This window comes from Pseudomonas sp. RHF3.3-3, assembly GCF_048069595.1.
Classification (GTDB): Bacteria; Pseudomonadota; Gammaproteobacteria; order Pseudomonadales; family Pseudomonadaceae; genus Aquipseudomonas; species Aquipseudomonas fuscovaginae_B.
In genome coordinates, this window is the sequence record NZ_CP182250.1 from 5,946,366 (window position 1) to 5,965,032 (window position 18,667).

General features: G+C 62.7%; 15 protein-coding genes. 8 read left to right on the plus strand and 7 right to left on the minus strand.

Annotated elements, in window-relative coordinates:
* Positions 1 to 57: 57 nt before the first annotated feature.
* On the plus strand, positions 58 to 858 hold the full coding sequence (locus tag ACMGT0_RS26105; protein ID WP_416770405.1) for a response regulator transcription factor: 801 nt from the start codon (positions 58 to 60) through the stop codon (positions 856 to 858).
* 33 nt (positions 859 to 891) lie between these two features.
* The gene (locus ACMGT0_RS26110) at positions 892 to 2,502 is read left to right on the plus strand and encodes an FMN-binding glutamate synthase family protein (protein WP_416770406.1); all 1,611 of its coding nucleotides are present in this window, start codon (positions 892 to 894) and stop codon (positions 2,500 to 2,502) included.
* Positions 2,503 to 2,554: 52 nt separating this feature from the next.
* Here ACMGT0_RS26110 and ACMGT0_RS26115 read toward each other — a convergent pair whose 3' ends face one another.
* The 3 genes from ACMGT0_RS26115 to ACMGT0_RS26125 are packed head-to-tail and all read right to left on the minus strand — an operon-like array spanning position 2,555 to position 5,393.
* Entirely contained in the window at positions 2,555 to 4,054 is a 1,500-nt protein-coding gene (locus tag ACMGT0_RS26115; protein ID WP_416770408.1) for a glucosyltransferase domain-containing protein, read from the minus strand.
* Entirely contained in the window at positions 4,039 to 5,007 is a 969-nt protein-coding gene (locus ACMGT0_RS26120; protein WP_416770409.1) for a glycosyltransferase family 2 protein, read from the minus strand. Before ACMGT0_RS26120 ends, ACMGT0_RS26115 begins: the two co-directional genes overlap by 16 nt.
* Positions 5,004 to 5,393, minus strand: coding sequence for a GtrA family protein (locus ACMGT0_RS26125; RefSeq protein ID WP_054057437.1), 390 nt, complete (start codon positions 5,391 to 5,393; stop codon positions 5,004 to 5,006). Before ACMGT0_RS26125 ends, ACMGT0_RS26120 begins: the two co-directional genes overlap by 4 nt.
* 165 nt (positions 5,394 to 5,558) lie before the next feature.
* Here ACMGT0_RS26125 and ACMGT0_RS26130 point away from each other — a divergent pair, with 165 nt between their 5' ends.
* Complete coding sequence (locus tag ACMGT0_RS26130) at positions 5,559 to 6,401, plus strand: alpha/beta fold hydrolase (RefSeq protein ID WP_416770412.1); 843 nt, start codon at positions 5,559 to 5,561, stop codon at positions 6,399 to 6,401.
* 212 nt (positions 6,402 to 6,613) lie between these two features.
* On the plus strand, positions 6,614 to 7,738 hold the full coding sequence (locus ACMGT0_RS26135; RefSeq protein WP_054057435.1) for an OpgC family protein: 1,125 nt from the start codon (positions 6,614 to 6,616) through the stop codon (positions 7,736 to 7,738).
* A 233-nt stretch (positions 7,739 to 7,971) separates the two neighbouring features.
* On the opposite strand, the gene ACMGT0_RS26140 is transcribed toward ACMGT0_RS26135, so the two are convergent.
* Positions 7,972 to 9,390, minus strand: a complete 1,419-nt coding sequence (locus ACMGT0_RS26140) for an amino acid permease (RefSeq protein ID WP_416770414.1) — start codon at positions 9,388 to 9,390, stop codon at positions 7,972 to 7,974.
* A gap of 522 nt (positions 9,391 to 9,912) precedes the next feature.
* On the opposite strand from ACMGT0_RS26140, the gene ACMGT0_RS26145 reads away from it, so the two are divergent.
* On the plus strand, positions 9,913 to 13,011 hold the full coding sequence (locus ACMGT0_RS26145; RefSeq protein ID WP_416770416.1) for a transglycosylase domain-containing protein: 3,099 nt from the start codon (positions 9,913 to 9,915) through the stop codon (positions 13,009 to 13,011).
* 26 nt (positions 13,012 to 13,037) lie between these two features.
* On the opposite strand, the gene ACMGT0_RS26150 is transcribed toward ACMGT0_RS26145, so the two are convergent.
* Entirely contained in the window at positions 13,038 to 13,544 is a 507-nt protein-coding gene (locus ACMGT0_RS26150) for a C40 family peptidase (protein ID WP_054057493.1), read from the minus strand.
* Between the two features lie 261 nt (positions 13,545 to 13,805).
* Here ACMGT0_RS26150 and ACMGT0_RS26155 point away from each other — a divergent pair, with 261 nt between their 5' ends.
* A complete protein-coding gene (locus ACMGT0_RS26155; RefSeq protein ID WP_416770418.1) occupies positions 13,806 to 14,390 on the plus strand; it encodes a PadR family transcriptional regulator in 585 nt (194 codons plus the stop codon).
* Positions 14,387 to 15,169, plus strand: coding sequence for a siderophore-interacting protein (locus ACMGT0_RS26160; RefSeq protein ID WP_054057431.1), 783 nt, complete (start codon positions 14,387 to 14,389; stop codon positions 15,167 to 15,169). The genes ACMGT0_RS26155 and ACMGT0_RS26160 overlap by 4 nt, the downstream gene beginning before the upstream one ends.
* A gap of 45 nt (positions 15,170 to 15,214) precedes the next feature.
* Here ACMGT0_RS26160 and ACMGT0_RS26165 read toward each other — a convergent pair whose 3' ends face one another.
* Entirely contained in the window at positions 15,215 to 15,889 is a 675-nt protein-coding gene (locus ACMGT0_RS26165; protein WP_054057430.1) for a Pr6Pr family membrane protein, read from the minus strand.
* Between the two features lie 9 nt (positions 15,890 to 15,898).
* On the minus strand, positions 15,899 to 16,123 hold the full coding sequence (locus ACMGT0_RS26170; protein WP_054057429.1) for a VF530 family DNA-binding protein: 225 nt from the start codon (positions 16,121 to 16,123) through the stop codon (positions 15,899 to 15,901).
* A 266-nt stretch (positions 16,124 to 16,389) separates the two neighbouring features.
* Between ACMGT0_RS26170 and ACMGT0_RS26175 the strand changes: the two genes are divergently transcribed.
* Positions 16,390 to 18,414, plus strand: a complete 2,025-nt coding sequence (locus tag ACMGT0_RS26175; RefSeq protein WP_416770420.1) for a TonB-dependent receptor — start codon at positions 16,390 to 16,392, stop codon at positions 18,412 to 18,414.
* The last annotated feature ends 253 nt before the right edge of the window (positions 18,415 to 18,667 follow it).

Below are 18,667 nucleotides of genomic sequence, written 5' to 3' on the forward strand. Positions count from 1 at the left end.
CACCCGCGCCGGGCCATGGGAATCACGCCGCCGGGGTAACTCGATAGGGGTAGATGAATGACACTGTCGCTGGATGACATCGCCTGGCACCGTTCGGTGGGGCAAATGATCGAGGCCCTGGACCGGCCCAATTTCTGGACGCAACTGGTGCGCCTGCTCAACCGGTACGTGCCGTTCGACAGTTGGGTCGCCCTGCTGTTCAGCGCCCAGGGCCGCCCGGAAGTCTTCGCCGAATGCCCGGGCGAGGACGGCAGTCCCGACCCGTTGTTCCAGGACTACCTCAAGGGCCTGTACCTGCTGGACCCGTTCTACATCGCCAGCCGCGAGCAGTCGCGCACCGGCCTGTACCGCCTGGCCGAGGTCGCCCCGGAACACTTCGAACTGACCGAGTACTACCAGCGCTACTTCCGCCTGAACGTGGTGGCCGACGAGATCCAGTTCAACTGCCAGCTCGACGACGACCGCACCCTCTGCCTGTCGCTGGGCTCCACCCGCCGCTTCAGCGACGAGCAGATCGCCCTGCTGTCGCTGATCCAGCCCTGGGTGCTGGGCCTGTTGCGCCAACGCCTGCCCCACGAACAACTGCCGGAAAACGTCACGCCGCCCACTGCGCCGCAGGGCGACTGGCGCATCCAGCTGGAAGCCTCGGTGCAGCAGCTCAAGGGCGCGCAACTGACCGCCCGCGAACTGGACGTCGGGCGCCTGATGCTCAGCGGCTGCTCGAGCAAGGAAATCGCCCGCAAGCTGGAAATCTCCATCGAAACCGTGAAAGTCCACAAGAAACACATGTACAGCAAGCTGGGCATCAAGTCCCAGTCCGAGCTGTTCTCGATATTTCTGCAAGCGCAGAATGCCTGACCGACCTGATGAGTCCGAACCCAAGGAAACCGTATGAGCCTGTCCCTGCTGAGCCGCTACGCCTTCTTTGCCGGCTGCGTGATCTTCACCCTCGCCAGCCTGCCGTTCCTGGAACATGACTGGCTCTGGCCATTCACCCTGACCACCGGCCTGTTGAGCCTGCTGGGGGTGTTCGACCTGTTGCAGAGCCCTCACGCGGTGCGCCGCAACTATCCGATCCTCGGCAATATCCGCTACCTGGTCGAAGGCATTCGCCCGGAAATCCGTCAGTACCTGCTCGAATCCGACAGCGATGCCCTGCCCTTCTCCCGCTCCCAGCGTTCGCTGGTGTACGCACGGGCCAAGAACGAAGGCGGCGACAAGCCCTTCGGCACGCTGATCGATGTCTATGAGTCAGGCTTCGAGTTCATCGGCCACTCGATGCGCCCGGCGCCGTTGAGCGACCCCGCCAGTTTTCGCGTGACCGTCGGCGGGCCGCAGTGCAAGCAGCCGTACTCGGCCTCGGTGTTCAACATCTCGGCGATGAGCTTCGGCTCCCTCAGCGCCAACGCCATCCGCGCCCTGAACAAGGGCGCCAAGCTCGGCAATTTCGCCCACGACACCGGTGAAGGCAGCATCAGCCCCTATCACCGCGAACATGGCGGCGACCTGACCTGGGAACTTGGCAGCGGCTATTTCGGTTGCCGCACCAGCGACGGGCGCTTCGACCCGGAGAAGTTCGCCGCCCAGGCGCAGAGCCCGCAGGTGCGCATGATCGAAATCAAGATGAGCCAGGGCGCCAAACCCGGCCACGGCGGCATCCTGCCCAAGCACAAGGTCACCCGGGAGATCGCCGAGACCCGTGGCGTACCGATGGGCGAGGATTGTGTATCGCCGTCGAGCCACAGCGCCTTCTCGACGCCGATCGAGATGATGCACTTCATCGCGCAACTGCGTGAGCTGTCCGGCGGCAAGCCGGTGGGCTTCAAGTTCTGCCTGGGTCACCCGTGGGAATTCATGGGCATCGCCAAGGCGATGCTGGAAACCGGCATTCTCCCGGACTTCATCGTCGTCGACGGCAAGGAAGGCGGCACTGGCGCCGCGCCGGTGGAATTCACCGATCACATGGGTTCGCCAATGCGCGAGGGCCTGCTGTTCGTGCACAACACGCTGGTCGGCCTGAACCTGCGGGACAAGATCAAGCTCGGTGCCAGCGGCAAGATCGTCAGCGCCTTCGATATCGCCAGCGTGCTGGCCATCGGCGCCGACTGGGCCAACTCGGCGCGCGGCTTCATGTTCGCCATCGGCTGCATCCAGTCGCAGAGCTGCCACACCAACAAGTGCCCGACCGGCGTCGCCACCCAGGACAAGCTGCGCCAGCGTGCCCTGGTGGTACCGGACAAGGCCCAGCGGGTGTTCAGCTTCCACCGCAACACCCTCAGGGCCCTGGCCGAAATGCTCGCCGCCGCAGGGCTGCAGCATCCTTCGCAACTGGAAGCCAAGCATCTGGTACGGCGCATGTCGGCCACCGAGATCAAGCTGTTCTCGCAGTTGCACGTGTTCCTCAAGCCCGGCGAACTGCTGACCGGCGAGGTCAACGGCAAGTTCTACTCGCGCATGTGGGAGATGGCCCGGGCCGACAGTTTCGAACCGAATGCGGTGTGAGCCGAAACAGGCCCTGTTCCAGGCAGGGCCACTTTTCAGGCGAGTGTGGCCATCATTCAGAAGCTTTCAGATGCTTGACGACGATATAGCCACGGTCTCCAACTGAATAGATCGCATAAAAACGCCGCTCGACCAGCGGCTCGGAACCCTGCAACTCGGCCAGCGCGGCCATTTCACGCTCATCATCATCAAGCCACTCGCTGGTAATGCCGAAGCGTCGTAGACTTTCGGGAAGTACAAGATAATCAGCGGCATTGAGTACATACCTGAGCGCCGGGATCAATGCCATACTCCTCTCGCCAGCCGGAAGCCCGAGAGCTAAATCATTGGTTTTCACGTAGATCACCTTCAGGTTCCGCAACACTGCGCTCCTGTCGATATCGTGAGCGATTTCCAGATTCATGCTGTTTTCAAACTCTTTTCGAACAACCAACAGGCGGCCATAGGCGAAGGAAAAAGTTAGCATGTAAACCAACGGTAGGATCAGCAGGCAGGTCAATCCCGGATGAATCCCCTTCAAAAAGCGAAGGCTGAGGTAAAACAACCCCATCAGCAACGCTGAGGCCCCCAACAAAGTCCTTGCGCCATCGTTGAAATCCTTGAAAAAAAGCCCGGCACCGGAAAGCACAAACAGCAACAGGAATGCCGAACTCGCGGTCAGGCACAAGCGCAACAACTTGAAAGCAAAAGCCTCGTCACTGCTTGCAATTTGCACAGCAGCCTTGAGGACACATAAAGCGGCAAGAACGGATAACACCAATGTCATCCAACCGGCGGCAGGATCCATTACTCCTGCCACGGTCTGATTGATGCGGTAAAAGTTATCAATCACTGCTGCAAGGCCCTGCGCATTCGCCGGAACCATTCTTGTGCGGTCGTCGCTCATGGACGTGAAAACACAAAGGAAGTAGAAGCCCCCCGCAAAAAGCATGTGCAGGACTCTCATGGCGAGCACCAGCAGGATGTCCTTCAATGCGGTTTTATCGAGCATCGCGCGCAGAACCTCGACACAACAGAGACCGATGAAAACATTGATCGTCAGTTGATAGAAACCAAGTGCAAGCGTTAACAGCAGACTCGGCAATAAAAGTCGCAGGGACAACAGTCGATGCCGAAAGATGATCGAGTAAACCACCAGGACAATTCCGAACATGATGCCTGCACCATCATACTGATATGAAAAGCCTTGCAGCAGAAATGGCGTACAGAGCAGTGGCAGCACCACCAGGCACTCGGTGATGACCGGCTGGCCAAAATAATCAACGCTGAACCTGTCCAGGGCCAACGCCATGCAGAACGTTGAAAGAATCAGTGGCAGGGGAAAGATATTCGGGGCAGCAGACGTGAAACTCAGTCCTTTATAGAGGTACACCATCATGAACCGGCCCTCTCTCAGCCAACCGGTCCCCGCCTCAAAAAGGCGCCAATTATCGTCAATGTAGCTGTAGTCCGCCAAAATCAACGGAGAAATGAACAGGTACGACATCACCAGAAAGAAGCCAAGACGCCGCCTGGGTGTGAGCGGAACATTCCAGATCAAGGTTTTCTCCACACGATTGTCCGTGGACTTTTCAACTGCTCGCCACGCCTGACCACACCTTTCACGACATATCTGGGCCTGTGCTTGGCCTCCATGTAGATGCGCCCTACATACTCACCCAACACGCCAATACCGATCAATTGCACACCGCCCAGAAACAGCACGGCAAAAATCAACGAGGGATAGCCGGCAACCGGATTGCCAAACAGCAGTTTTTCTGCCGCAATGAACACGGCATAAAAAATCGAGAACATCGACAGACAACCGCCAATATAAGTCCACAGCCGCAGTGGCACAGTGCTGAATGAGGTAATGCCCTCCAACGCCAGGTTCCAGAGTTTCCAGCCGTTGAACTTGCTATCGCCTACAGAACGCAGGGCACGATCATACTCGACGATCTCGGTATCGAACCCTGCCCAGGAAAGAATGCCCTTCATGAAGATCTGATGCTCCGGCAAGGTCTTAATCACCTCGACCACTTCGCGATCCATCAGGCGAAAGTCACCGACATCCTTCTCAATCTTTGTCGAAGCGATCCAGTTGTGCAGGCGGTAGAAACCTCGCGCGGTCTCTCGCTTGAAGAAACTGTCCGTTGCCCGACTACGGCGCTTGGCAAGGACCACTTTCGCCCCTTCCATCCACTTGCGCACCAGTTGCGGAACGACCTGGACAGGGTCCTGCAGGTCGACATCGATGGGGATGACCGCATCGCCATTGGCATACTCAAGTCCTGCGAATAGCGCAGCCTCCTTGCCAAAGTTCCGCGAAAAATTCACGGCCAGTATATTGCCTTCCGCCAACGCGAGGCGCTTGCACAACGCCTCGGTACGATCAGTACTGCCATCGTTGACGAAAACGATTTCGACCTCATACGGCTCGGCGAGCAGTTCCCGTCGCACCGCCTCGTAGAACACCGGGATGGCCTGCTCCTCGTTGTACACGGGCACCACCAGGGAAATCTTCATTTGGCCTTGTCCCGAAAGACCACCTGGCTTGAATAGCAGTAACCGAGCACCAGGCTCACCCCCGAAAACACCACCAGCGTCACCAGCCCCGGCATGGTCAGCCAGTCACCCAGCCAACCGGTGGTAAAACTGAGCACGGCCATGAAACCGACGAAGGCCAGGTAACGGGGCAATGAGGCCGCCTGCCTGAAGGTGTAGCGCGCGTTGGCATGGAAGGAAAACGTAGCGGCCACCGCGAACGCGCAGAGGTTGCTGGTGGCCTGGCTGAACGCCATGCCGCCGTGCAGCGCGAGGAAGACGCACCCGTGGATCAGGGTATTGAGCACCCCGATATAAACATAGGTCGAAAAATTCTTGGGCAGCGCACGCAAGGCTATGTCATCCATTCCGCAGCCGAACAAACCCCGTCCGATAACGACCGGGATGGGCGTCCACGTACTACGCGATACCAGCGTGGCGATTCCTCAAGACTAGGATTGCCCGGTGGGTCTGTCTACTGTCAGAAATAACAGGTACAGACGAGTTTTGGCTTTCACCAACAGGAGATCAACATGGGAAATCGCTTCATCGCCGTCGCTTGCCTGATGCTGTCGTTCAGCCTGGCCCACGCCGCCGAACGCTGGGAAACCCTGCCGCCCACCCCGGCCCCGGTCGTTGGCGTGCAAAGCGGCTATGCCAACGTCAACGGCATCAAGCTCTACTACACCCGCACCGGTCATGGCTCACCCGTGGTGCTGCTGCACGGCGGCCTCGCCAACTCCGACTACTGGGGCAACCAGGTCAAGGCCCTGGCGGCGAAACACACGGTGATCGCCCTCGACAGTCGCGGCCATGGCCGCAGCTCGCGCGACAGCCGCCCCTACGGCTACGACCTGATGGCCGACGACGTGGTCGCCGTGCTCGACCACCTGAAAATCGCCAAGGCCGACATCGTCGGCTGGAGCGACGGCGCGATCCTCGGCCTGGACCTGGCGATCCGTCACCCGAGCCGCGTCGGCAGGATCTTCGCCTTCGCCGCCAACAGCACCACCGCCGGGGTGAAGGAGAACGTCGAGAAGAACCCGACCTTCGCCGCCTACATCGAACGGGCCGGCAAGGAATACGTGAAGCTGTCGCCAACACCGAAGGAGTACGACGCCTTCGTCGAGCAGATCAGCCATATGTGGGCCAGCCAGCCGAACTGGAGCGATGCCGACCTGGCGAAGATCAAGACCCCGGTGCTGATCGTCGATGGCGACCGCGACGAGGCGATCAAGCGTGAGAACACCGAGTACATGGCGGCGACCATTCCCGGCGCCGGGCTGCTGATCCTGCCCAATGCCAGCCACTTCGCGTTCCTGCAGGACCCGGCCTTCTTCAACGCCGCCCTGCTGAATTTCCTCGACGGCCAGTAACCCCTGGATCGGCCGGCCTGGCGACCCCGGGCCGGGCCGTCCATCCGTCGTCGGCCAAGCCAGCCGCCCTGGCAAATAATTGTGACATTCAGTAATACCCCACCTTTGCAATTCGCGGCGATTCGCGCCACCCTGCGCGCCGCCGCCCAAGCAGTGCAATTTCCGACAGCCGCGGCAGTCATATTCAACATTCGCCCACAGAGCCCGCTGCCATGCTGAACGGACGCGACCCACGCATCGACTTCTTTCGGGGACTGGCGCTGATCTTCATTTTCTGGGATCACGTGCCCCACAACCCACTCGGCCAGATCACCCTGCGTAATATCGGTTTCAGCGATGCGGCGGAGGTCTTCGTGTTCCTCGCCGGTTACGCGGCGGTCCTCGCCTACGGCAAGATCCTGCAACGCGACGGCTACCTGATCGCCTGCGTGAAGATCCTGCGTCGCGCCTGGGTGCTCTACGTGGTGCACATCTTCCTGCTGGCGATGCTGATGGGCATCGTGTTCTTCGCCAACAGCCATGTGGAAACCCGCGACCTGATCCAGGAAATGGGCCTGCAGCATTTCGTCAGCCATCCCGAACAGGCGCTGACGGACGAGTTGCTGCTGCGCTTCAAACCGAACCTGATGGACCCGCTGCCCCTGTACATCGTGCTGTTGCTCGGCCTGCCGCTGGTGCTGCCGTTGCTGTTGCGCCAGCCCCTGGCGGTGGTCGCGGTGTCGCTGACGGTGTACCTGCTGGCGCCCGTACTGGGCTGGAACCTGGCGGCAATCGGCGATGGCGTCTGGTACTTCAACCCCGTCACCTGGCAGTTGCTGTTCATCCTCGGCGGTGCGACGGCCATCCACGGCCAGCGGCCACGCCTGCCGGACCGGCGCCCATTGCTGCGCCGGCCACTGTTCGTCGCGGCGGCGGGTTATTCACTGATTGCCGGGGTGATCACCCTCTCCTGGCGTTGGCCGCAGATTCATGACGCCATCATGCCGGCCGCACTGAGCAACTGGCTGTACCCGATCAGCAAGACCGACCTGTCGCCGGTACGTCTGCTGCATTTCCTGGCACTGGCCTATGTCACCGCCAAGCTGCTGCCCACGGGCAACTGGACCCGCCACTGGCTGGCGCAACAGACGTGCCGCATGGGTCGCTACTCGCTGGAAGTGTTCTGCCTGGGCGTACTGCTGGCGCCGCTGGCGGACATGGTCAACGCCCTGGCCGACGATGCCGTCGCCATGCAGGTTTTCACCGCGCTGGTCGGTGCCGGCCTGCTGGCCCTGCTCGGTGCCTGGCTGGACTTCAACAAGCGCCTGGGCCAGCCGATGCGCGCCGTTCCTGCCTGATCCGGCTGCGCGCCGGGTTTGGCGGTGTGGCGGATGACGTCTTCGCGGGCAAGCCCTGCTCCTACAGTTTTACGGCGTTCGCAGACCTTGTATACGACGCTACCTTGTAGGAGCAGGGCTTGCCCGCGAAGACGTCCGTAACCACAACGCAGAAACATCAGGCTCCCCAACATTTCGTAGCGCACAAAAAAGCCCCGGTCATGCGACCGGGGCCTTGTCTTTTCAACGGAGGTCTACGCCGCCGGGTTCGCAGCCGGCGAGGCATTGCCCGGCTGCAGCCTGAACACGTGGAACAACAGCGTCAGCAGCACCAGGAACGCCGGGCCGACATACAGCGCGACGCGCGTGTCGGGGAAGTACGCCATCAGCCCGACCACCAGCACCAGGAACGCCAGCGCCAGGTACGAACTGACCGGGTACAGCCACATGCGGTACTGCAGGCCTGCGACCTGCGCACGGCTCAAGCCCTTGCGGAATTTCAGTTGCGCCAACAGGATCATCGCCCAGGTCCAGATCGCGCCGAAGGTGGCAATGGACGTCACCCAGACGAAGACCTTTTCCGGCACCAGGTAGTTGAGCAGCACGCCCAGCAGCAAGGCCGCGATCGACAGCAGCAGCGCACGACGCGGCACGCCATTGCTCGAGGTCCTGGCGAAGGTCGCCGGTGCCTGGCCGTTCTGCGCCAGGCTGTAGAGCATGCGCCCGGTGCTGAAGATGCCGCCGTTGCAGGACGACAGCGCGGCGGTGATCACCACGAAGTTGATGATGCCGGCGGCGGTCTTGATGCCCAGGCGTTCGAAGGTCATCACGAATGGGCTGCCCTGGGTGCCGATGGCGTTCCACGGGTAGATCGAGAGGATCACGAACAACGCGCCGACATAGAACAGCAGGATGCGCCAGAACACCGAGCCGATGGCGTCGGGAATGGTTTTCTGCGGGTTGCGCGCCTCACCGGCGGTCAGGCCGATCATTTCCACGCCCAGGTAGGCGAACATCACCATCTGCAGCGACATCAGCACGCCGCTGACACCATTGGGCATGAAGCCACCGTTGCTCCACAGGTTGGAAATGCCCAGGGCCACGCCATCGTTGCCGAAGCCGAAGGCGATCACGCCGACACCGCCGATCACCATGGCGATGATGGTGACGATCTTGATCAGGGCGAACCAGAATTCGAACTCGCCAAAGGCCTTCACCGCGATCAGGTTGATGGTGCCCATGCTCAACAGCGCCGCCAGGGCCCAGATCCAGCGTGGCACGTCGGGGAACCAGACCCCCATGTACACCGCCACCGCGGTGATCTCCGCGACGCAGGTCACCAGCCACAGGAACCAGTAGTTCCAGCCGGTGAGAAAGCCCGCCAGCGGGCCGAGATAGTCCTGGGCATAACGACTGAAGGAGCCGGCCACCGGGTTGTGCACGGCCATTTCACCGAGGGCGCGCATGATCACCAGGATCGCCAGGCCGCCGATGATGTAGGAGAGCATGATCGCCGGACCGGCCATTTCGATGGCCTTGGCCGAACCGAGGAACAGGCCGACGCCGATACAGGCGCCGAGCGCCATCAGCCGTATGTGCCGTTCACCGAGTTCGCGTTTGAGCGGGCCGCCTTGAGCGGTCTCGCCGTGGGGCAGGTGGGTGCCAACTGGCATGGGTACAACCTCATCTTGTTATTGGGTATGAACCACCGAACAAGGGAGCGGCAGGCGAGTGGGCCCGGGCTCCCGACAGCGGACCCGCTTCGTGAGCGGGCCCGTCCCGCAGGGAAAACCGACGGGATCAGCGGGCGATGCAGTATAGGAATCCAATGGCAGGGCTTTTCACTCTATAAATCAGAAAATTCAGCTGGAAATCTCGGCAGAAGCGCTGAAAACAGAGGTGCATTCGCTGGCAGAAGCCGGCCCGGCCGGACGAAAAACCCGTGGGAGTATGGCACGCCGGGCAGATCGCGTCATGTCCCGGCCCTTTTCGACCTTGCGCCAATGGACAGCTCTATTCCAAGGCTTGCAGGGCCTCGACAAAAACCATGGCAGGCGTCGTCTTCCCGGCATGATTGTCACGAAAAGTCAGCGTATGCAGGAAATAACTGACTGCATTAACAAAATTTTCGCAGCCCTTTACCAGCGTCTAAGCTTCAGGCAAGTGCGATCAATCTGCGTATGGATGAATCGACTATGGGCGCTCTGTGGGATTCCGATTCGACCAGGACTGTGCCAGCAACCGACAGTCCGGATGAAGCGCCCGTACCGAAAAAACCCCACAAGCGGCGCCTCTGGTGGCGCCTGTTCTGGCTGGTGGTGCTGCTCGCGATGATCCTGCTCGGCGTCGCCGCCTCCAGGGAAATGCGCACCTCCAGGATCCAGGCCCGGGAAATCAGCCGCTTTGCCGGCAATCTCGACTACGCCATGGCCAACGGCCCCAGCGACTCGATGCTCTATCCCGGCGAGGGCCCCTTCGACAAACGCCTGGGCTACAGCGACCTGGGCACGTTTCTCGGCCGGCTGGCCAAACGCGGCTACCTGATCGAGGCACAGGCGCGCTTCTCCCCCGCCCTGCTCGACTACGGCAAGGCCGGCTTCTTCGTACCCTATGCGGAAAAGATCCAGGCCGGCCTGTCGATCACCGACTGCCGCGGCGCCGGGCTCTACCAGTACAACTACCCGCAGCAGTTGTACGGGAGTTTCGCGGCGATTCCGCCACTGGTGGTCAACAGCCTGCTGTTCATCGAGAACCGCGACCTGCTCGACCCCGGCCAGCCCCAGGCCAACCCCGCCGTCGACTGGCCGCGTTTCGGCAAGGCGGTGCTGTCGCAGATCGGCAAGGTTCTGCATCTCGGCGGGCAAAGCGCCGGCGGCAGTACCCTGGCGACGCAACTGGAGAAGTATCGACACTCGCCCGATGGCCTGACCCTGTCCGGCGGCGAGAAGATCCGCCAGATGATTTCCGCCAGCGTGCGCGCCTACCAGGGCGGCCCGCAGACCCTGGAAGTGCGGCAGAACGTGGTCCGCGACTACCTCAACAGCGTGCCCTTGTCGGCCGTGCCGGGGCACGGCGAGGTGCATGGCCTGGCCGAGGGCCTGCGGGTCTGGTACGGCGCCGACTTCAACGACGTCAACGCCCGGTTGAGCAGTACCGCCAGCGACCCGCAGAGCCTGGCCAGACGCGGTCTGGCGCTGCGCGAAGTGCTCTCGCTGATGATCGCCCAGCGTCGCCCCTCGCACTACCTGGCCCGGGGCCGCGATGAGCTGGCCGAGCTGACCGACAGCCACCTGCGCCTGCTGGCCCAGAACGGCGTCATCGATGCACCGCTGGCCGCCGCGGCCCTGGCGAGCAAGGTCAGCTACCGCGACTGGGTGCAGGAACCGACGATACAGCCGATCGAATCGAACAAGGGTATCAGCGTCGCCCGCAGCCGCCTGGCGGCGATGCTCGACCGCCCGCTCTACGACCTTGACCGCCTCGACCTGTCGGCCACCAGCACCCTGCAGGCGCAGTTGCAGGGCCAGGTCAGCGATTACCTCCGCAAGCTGGCGAATCCGCAGTTCGCCCAGTCCATCGGCCTGCTCGGCGATCGGCTGCTCACCGCCACCAGTACCCAGCAGGTGCGCTACAGCTTCACCCTGTTCGAACTGACGCCGGACAGCTATCGGGTGCGGGTGCAGACCGACAGCACCGACCAGCCCTTCGACATCAACGAAGGCAGCAAGCTGGAACTGGGCTCCACCGCCAAGCTGCGGGTGCTGACCACCTACCTGCAGATCATTGCCGAGCTGCATGATCGCTATGGCGATCAATCGCCGGCGCAACTGAAAAAGGTCGAAGTCGACGACCAGGACCGGATCACCCGCTGGGCCCTGGACTACCTGGCCCAGAACAGCGACCGCAACCTGCCCGCCATGCTCGATGCGGCGCTGAACCGACAGTACTCGGCAAGCCCCGGCGAAAGCTTCTTCACCGGCGGCGGCCTGCATCGCTTCCACAACTTCCGCAACGAGGACAACGGCCGCAACCCGACCCTGCTCGAAGCCCTGCGCGAGTCGATCAACCTGCCGTTCATCCGCCTCATGCGCGACCTGGTGCGCTACAGCACCTATCAGGGCCCGAACAACAGCGCCGAACTGCTCAAGGACGATGACAACCCGCGCCGCCAGGAATACCTGGCCCGCTTCGCCGACCGCGAAGGCACGGCGTTCATGCTGCGATTCTGGAAAAAGTATCGGAACAAGGACTCCCAGGAACGCCTGGAAACCTTTCTCGACAGCATGCACCCGACGCCGATCCGCCTGGCGGCGGTGCACCGCTACCTGCTGCCGGAGGCGCCGCAGAAAACCTTCGATACCTTCGTGCGGGCCCACCTGAAGACCGAGAAGGTCAGCGACGAACGCCTCGCCAAGCTCTACAAGAGCTACGGCCCCGGCGCCTACGACCTGCCGGACCAGGGCTATATCGCCAAGGTCCACCCGCTCGATCTGTGGCTGCTCGGTTACCTGCTGAAGAACCCGCAGGCCAGGTTCAGCCAGGCGGTGGCCGCCAGTGAGTTCGAACGCCAGGAAGTCTATGGCTGGCTGTTCAAGAGCAGGCACAAGAGTGCCCGCGACAGTCGTATCCGGGTCATGGTCGAGATCGAGGCGTTCCTCGATATCCATCGGCGCTGGCAGCAGGTGGGTTATCCGTTCGACCACCTGGTGCCGTCACTGGCCACGGCCATCGGCAGTTCCGGCGACCGGCCGGCGGCGCTGGCCGAACTGATCGGCATCATCCTCAACGACGGCGTACGCCTGCCCACCTTGCGCATCGACAGCCTGCACTTCGCCGCCCATACGCCGTATGAAACCCGAGTGACCAACGACCCGGGCAAGGGCAAGCGAATCATGCCCTCCGAGGTCGCTACGGCGTTGCGCGAAGCCTTGTCGCAGGTGGTGGACGCAGGGACAGCGCGGCGGGTGTCGGGCAGCTTCAAACTGCCCGACGGCACGCCGCTGGCCATGGGAGGCAAGACCGGCACCGGGGACAACCGGATAGAAAGCATCGGCGCGGGTGGGCGGGTGCTGAGTTCGAAGTCGATCAACCGCACCGCGACGTTCGTCTTCTACATCGGTGCCCACCACTTCGGCACCTTGACCGCCTTCGTGCCCGGACGCTCGGCGGAGAACTTCAAGTTCACCTCGGCGTTGCCGGTGCAGGTGCTCAAGGGGATGGCGCCGATTCTGACCGACTACCTGCAGCCGGACAGCAGCACCCTGTGCAAGCCGCAGGCTGTGGCGCACCTGTAGGGTGGGGAATTTACGTCAGCCCCCCATCAGGGGCTGCTGTGAAAGCGCTTGGCCAGGGTATAACTCTTCTTCCAGTAGGCATTGTTCAGCGAGTCGATGCGCACGCTCTTGCCGCTGCGCGGGGAGTGAATGAATTTGCCCTCGCCCACATACAGCCCGACATGGCTCACATTGCCCTGGCCATTGCGGTTGAAGAACACCGCATCACCCGGCTTCAGGCTGCCACGCTGGATAGTCCTGGCGCTGGAACGGCGCATGCCCACCGTGGTCCGCGGCAGCTTGATGTCGGCCTCGTTCTGGAACAGATAGACCAGCAGCCCGCTGCAATCGAAGCCCTTCACCGACATGCCGCCCCAACGGTAGGGCGTGCCGATCAACTGATGGGCACGATCGATGACATTGTCGATGGAAGATTGCGCCTTCACCTCGGCAACCCTGGCCGGGGCGTTCTGTGTCGACTTGAGGTTCGCATGGGCTGACCAGGAGCCCAGCAGGACCCCCAGCGACAGCACCCCTGACACTAACCTGGACATGATAAACACCGCCTTTTCGAAACCTGGCGGCATGGTACGGAGCGGTCCCGGGCTTGCTCAGAGTGCTTTTCGCAGTTTCACGTAGGAAGCATCCCAGGCAAACCAGCGAAAACACCACATCCCTCCGCGCCGCGAAACCTCCAGTGCCTGTCTCTCCGTTCCCAACGCCCCTCTCGCCCATCAGCACGTTCGTCGGTTTTTCTTGCCTTAGGAATAAGATATATCTTACGGTATATCTTAAGAACAGAGGAGAAAGAGAAAATGAGAGAGCATCACCACCCTCCCCACCACCGCGAATTCGGCGATGGCCACGACGGCTTCGAACGCCGCCCCGGCCGTGAACGCGGCGGCCGCGGCCCGCGGGTGTTCGCCCCGGGCGACCTGAAACTGCTGTTGCTGGCCCTGGTCGCCGAACAGCCCTGCCATGGCTACGACCTGATCCGCCAGATCGAAGGCATGTTCGACGGTGCCTACAGCCCGAGCCCGGGGGTCATCTACCCGACCCTGACCTTCCTTGAGGAAAGCGATCTGATCAGCGGCGACGCCGAGGCTGGGAAAAAGCGCTACAGCGTGACCGACAACGGTCGCCAGTTCCTGCGCGAACAGGCTGTGGCCCTGGACGGCGTGCGCACCCGCATCGATGTCAGCAAGCGCTCCCTGCGCGGTCACCACCGGCCGCCGGAAATCCACGAGGCGGTGCATAACCTGCGCCACGCACTGCAACTGCATCACGGACGCTGGAGCCCGGAGGAAATCCTGCGGGTCCGCGACCTGCTGAACAACACCGCCAAGGCCATCGTCGATGGTCCCGTGTCCGCCCAGTCCCATTCGGAGCAAGCGCAATGAACGAAGTCAATCGCCAAGGCATTCATCGGGTCATGCACGAGATCAGGCGCCGCCGCCTGCAAGTGTTGCGGGTGCGGGACCTGACGCCGCGCATGCGCCGCATCACCCTCGGCGGCCCGGAACTGGCGGGTTTCATCAGCCTGGGCACGGACGACCACGTCAAACTGTTCTTCCCGCAGACCGCCGCCGAACAGGCTGCGCTGGAAACCCTGGTGATTGGCGCCAAGGACAACGGCCCGCTGCCGGCCATGCGTGACTACACGCCGCGTCGCTATGACCTGGAGCGGGGTGAACTGGATATCGACTTCGTCCTGCATGGCGACGGCCCCGCCTCGACCTGGGCGGAACAGGCCACACCCGGCCAGTTCCTGCATATCGGCGGGCCACGGGGTTCGCTGGTGGTTCCGGATATCTTCGACAGCTACCTGTTGATCGGCGACGAAACCGCCCTGCCGGCCATCGCCCGGCGCCTGGAGGGCCTGGCGGCCAACCGCCGCGCGCTGGTGGTGGTCGAGGTGGAGAACGCGGCTGAACAGCAGCCCCTGCACAGCCAGGCACAGGTCGAAGTGATCTGGGTGCGACGCGACGCGCCAGGACAGGGTCTGCTGCAAACCGTCGAGCAACTGACCCCGCCAAGCGGCAGCCTCTACGCCTGGGTCGCCACCGAGGCCGGGCTGTCGCGCAAGGTGCGCCGGGTATTGCTCGACATCCACGGCCTGGATGAGGCGTTCGTCAAGGCCGCTGGCTACTGGCGCCTGGACGGTAGCGCCGAAGAGTAATCTCCGGCCTCGGCAGTGGGTGGGCCGCCCCACTCACTGCAAGCCTCAAGTCCGCCGCCTGCCACCCCAACGATCCATGCCGATCAGCAGCAGCGAGACCAGCACGAAGCCCAACAGTATCTGCCCGGCGTTGACGAACACCTGGGGATAACCCAGCCGGTCAACATCGACGAAGGGATACGGATACGCGCCGATCAGGTGCCCGCGCAGCAGCACATAAGCGAAATACACCAGCGGATAGGCCAGCCACGACAACACCTGCGGGAAGCGCAAGCGGCCCTTGGGCACACACACCCACCAATAGACCACGAACAGCGCCGGCATCACGTCGTGCAGCAGTTCATCCGCCAGCCACTGAAAGCCCTGGGGATGCCACAACGAGCGCAGCAACAGGCTGTAGGCCAGCCCCACCACGACGATATTGGCGACGATCGCCGTGCGCACCGACGGTTTGAGGAAAAAGCGCCGGCCCCACGAATCGCGGGACGTCACTTCACAGGTCAGCACCACCGCCACCAGGGTGTTGGTCAGCACGGTGAAGAAACTGAAGAAGGTGATCAACCCGCCGAGCAGGCTCGCCCCGGCCTGCCAGCGCGAGATCAGGATCAGGTACATCTGGATGCCCAGGCCGCTCCAGCCCAGCACCGCCGCGGCCAGCAGCACGGCGCGCGAGCGGATGCGGCGCAGCGGCGGCTGGCCGGACACGCGCTTCGACTCCACGGCAGGACCTCAGCGTCGGGTGCGCATCAACTTCACGTACAGCCGCTCGACCTTCTCCCGCGCCCACGGCGTCCTGCGCAGAAAAGTCAGGCTCGACTTGATGCTCGGGTCGCTCTTGAAGCAACGGATATCGATGCGCTCGGCCAGGCCCTGCCACTCGTAATGGGCCACCAGGGCATTGAGGATCTGCTCCAGGGTCACCCCATGCAGCGGATTGTTGGATGTTTCGGTCATGCCGAACCTTCGATGAGGAAATGGAACAAGGCGCGCACCTTAGCCGAGCCCTTCGCCAGGGGGAAGAGCCACCGATAGCAGATGGCGCAATGGCCCTTACTTGAGTCTAGCCGCGTCGAGATACGTTGCAGGGGCAGTGTTTTAAAATCGAAAAACTGTGTTACGTTATAACAAATCATAACCATTCGTCGGACACCCCCTCCGTCATCCGCCTGCTCTTTCGACTCACCGATGCGCTTCGCATCGCGCTTGCCAAGGAAACATCGATGTCCCTCTCCTCCCCCCTGCGTACCCGACTGACTCCGCTGGCCGCCGCCTTGCTGATCGCGGGCCCGGCCCACGCCCTGGAGCTGCAACCCCAGGTCATCACCGCCAACCCCCTGGGCAGCGAACAGCCCGCCGCCCCCAGCACCGTGCTCGAAGGCGACGACCTGACCCTGCAGCAACAGGGCAGCCTCGGTGAAACCCTGAACAGGCAACCCGGGGTGTCGTCGTCCTACTTCGGCCCGGGCGCCAGCCGACCGATCATTCGTGGCCAGGACGGCGATCGCATCCGCCTGCTGCGCAACGGCGTCGGCGCGCTGGATGCCTCGGCGCTGTCCTATGACCACGCGGTACCGCTGGATCCGGTCAACGTCGAACGGATCGAGATCGTCCGTGGCCCGGCGGCGCTGCTCTATGGCGGCAGTGCCATCGGCGGGGTGGTCAACACCTTCGACAACCGCATTCCCACCAGCCCCATCGACGGCATCCACGGTGCCGGCGAACTGCGCTACGGCGGCGCCGACACCACCCGCAGCAGCGCCGGCAAGCTGGAAGCCGGCGACGGCACCTTCGCCCTGCACCTGGACGCCAACGCCCGCGAGTTCAACGACCTGCGGATTCCCGGCTACGCCCGTAGCCGCAATGCACCGGCCAGCGAGGACGGCGACGGACGCAAGGGCCGCCTGGGCAATAGCGACGGTCGCCAGGATGGCGGTGCCGTGGGCGGCTCCTACCACTGGGATAATGGTTACGCCGGGCTGTCCTACAGCAATTACGACAGCAACTACGGCTCACCGGCCGAGCAGGATGTGCGCATCCGCATGAAGCAGGACCACTACGCCTTCGCCTCGGAAATCCGCAACCTCGAGGGGCCGTTCAGTTCGGTGAAACTCGATGCCGGCTACACCGACTACGAGCATCGGGAAATCGAGGGGGGCGAAACCGGCACGATTTTCAGGAACAAGGGCTACGAGGCCCGGGTCGAGGCCCGCCACCTGCCGGTCGGCCCGTTCAACGGAGTGGTCGGGGCCCAGGTCAGTCGCAACGAATTTTCCGCACTGGGCGAGGAAGCCTTCGTTCCGCAAACCGACACCGACGCCGGCGCGCTGTTCCTGCTGGAAGAGCTCAAGGCCAGCGAGCGTCTGACCTTCAGCCTCGGCGGCCGCCTGGAACACACGCGTATCGACCCGGATGCCAAGGGCAACGAGCGTTTTGCCAATGCCGAGCGGAGCAACAGCTTCACCGCCGGCAGCCTGTCCTCCGGCGCGGTCTACCAGTTGACGCCGGTCTGGGCGCTGGCCGCGACCCTGGGCTACACCGAGCGCGCGCCAACCTTCTACGAGCTGTATGCCAACGGTGCCCACGTCGCCACCGGCACCTATGAAGTCGGCAACCCCGACCTGTCGAAGGAAAAGGCCGTATCCAGCGACCTGGCCCTGCGTTTCGACAACGGCACCCACAAGGGCAGCTTCGGTGTGTTCTACAGCCACTTCTCCAACTACATCGGCCTGCTCGGCAGTGGTCGTACCCTCAACGACGACGGCGAGGAAGACGCCGCTGGCATCCCCGAATACCGCTATTCCGGCGTACGGGCCCGCTTCGCCGGGTTCGAGGCCCAGGATCACTGGAAACTGGGTGAAGGCGCCTACGGCAAGTTCGCCCTCGAACTGTCCGGCGACTACACCCGCGCCACCAACCTCGATACCGGCGAGGCCCTGCCGCGGATCGCGCCGCTACGCCTGAACAGCGGCCTGCTGTGGGAGCTGGATCGCTGGCAGGCGCGGATCGATGTGGAGCATGCGGCGGGCCAGGGACGGGTGCCGTCCAACGAGTCCGGCAGTTCGGCCTACACCACCTTCGGCGCCAGTGCCGGCTACCACTTCGATATCGGCAGCAGCCAGTGGCTGGCGTTCGTCAAGGGCGAAAACCTGACCAACCAGACCGTGCGTTATGCCAGCTCGATCCTGCGTGATATCGCGCCGGCGCCGGGCCGCAGCATCGAGGTCGGCCTGCGTACCACCTTCTGACATTCACCCAGGCAAGACCGTGGTGAGCAGGCCGGCCTGCTCACCACCACCCACCCGAAGACTGTTACCGAATCTGAAATGATCCATGTCAGGGAACCCCCTGTTTCCGCGATAGACATGGGTTTATCCTTTGTGCGCTAACAACTGAATCGTTTAATCAGCAAAGTTCGCGGCTGAAAACGCTCCGGTTCCCCCCTCGACTTCCCGCCCCGCAAGCAGCGCCTGCCTGTTGCGGCTCCCGCGTGGAAGTCCC

Coding starts and splice junctions, on each gene's coding strand:
- ACMGT0_RS26105 (WP_416770405.1), top strand. CDS start 58: ATGACACTGTCGCTGGATGACATCGCCTGGCACCGTTCGGTGGGGCAA.
- ACMGT0_RS26110 (WP_416770406.1), top strand. CDS start 892: ATGAGCCTGTCCCTGCTGAGCCGCTACGCCTTCTTTGCCGGCTGCGTG.
- ACMGT0_RS26120 (WP_416770409.1), bottom strand. CDS start 5,007: ATGAAGATTTCCCTGGTGGTGCCCGTGTACAACGAGGAGCAGGCCATC.
- ACMGT0_RS26125 (WP_054057437.1), bottom strand. CDS start 5,393: ATGGATGACATAGCCTTGCGTGCGCTGCCCAAGAATTTTTCGACCTAT.
- ACMGT0_RS26130 (WP_416770412.1), top strand. CDS start 5,559: ATGGGAAATCGCTTCATCGCCGTCGCTTGCCTGATGCTGTCGTTCAGC.
- ACMGT0_RS26135 (WP_054057435.1), top strand. CDS start 6,614: ATGCTGAACGGACGCGACCCACGCATCGACTTCTTTCGGGGACTGGCG.
- ACMGT0_RS26140 (WP_416770414.1), bottom strand. CDS start 9,390: ATGCCAGTTGGCACCCACCTGCCCCACGGCGAGACCGCTCAAGGCGGC.
- ACMGT0_RS26145 (WP_416770416.1), top strand. CDS start 9,913: ATGGGCGCTCTGTGGGATTCCGATTCGACCAGGACTGTGCCAGCAACC.
- ACMGT0_RS26150 (WP_054057493.1), bottom strand. CDS start 13,544: ATGTCCAGGTTAGTGTCAGGGGTGCTGTCGCTGGGGGTCCTGCTGGGC.
- ACMGT0_RS26155 (WP_416770418.1), top strand. CDS start 13,806: ATGAGAGAGCATCACCACCCTCCCCACCACCGCGAATTCGGCGATGGC.
- ACMGT0_RS26160 (WP_054057431.1), top strand. CDS start 14,387: ATGAACGAAGTCAATCGCCAAGGCATTCATCGGGTCATGCACGAGATC.
- ACMGT0_RS26170 (WP_054057429.1), bottom strand. CDS start 16,123: ATGACCGAAACATCCAACAATCCGCTGCATGGGGTGACCCTGGAGCAG.
- ACMGT0_RS26175 (WP_416770420.1), top strand. CDS start 16,390: ATGTCCCTCTCCTCCCCCCTGCGTACCCGACTGACTCCGCTGGCCGCC.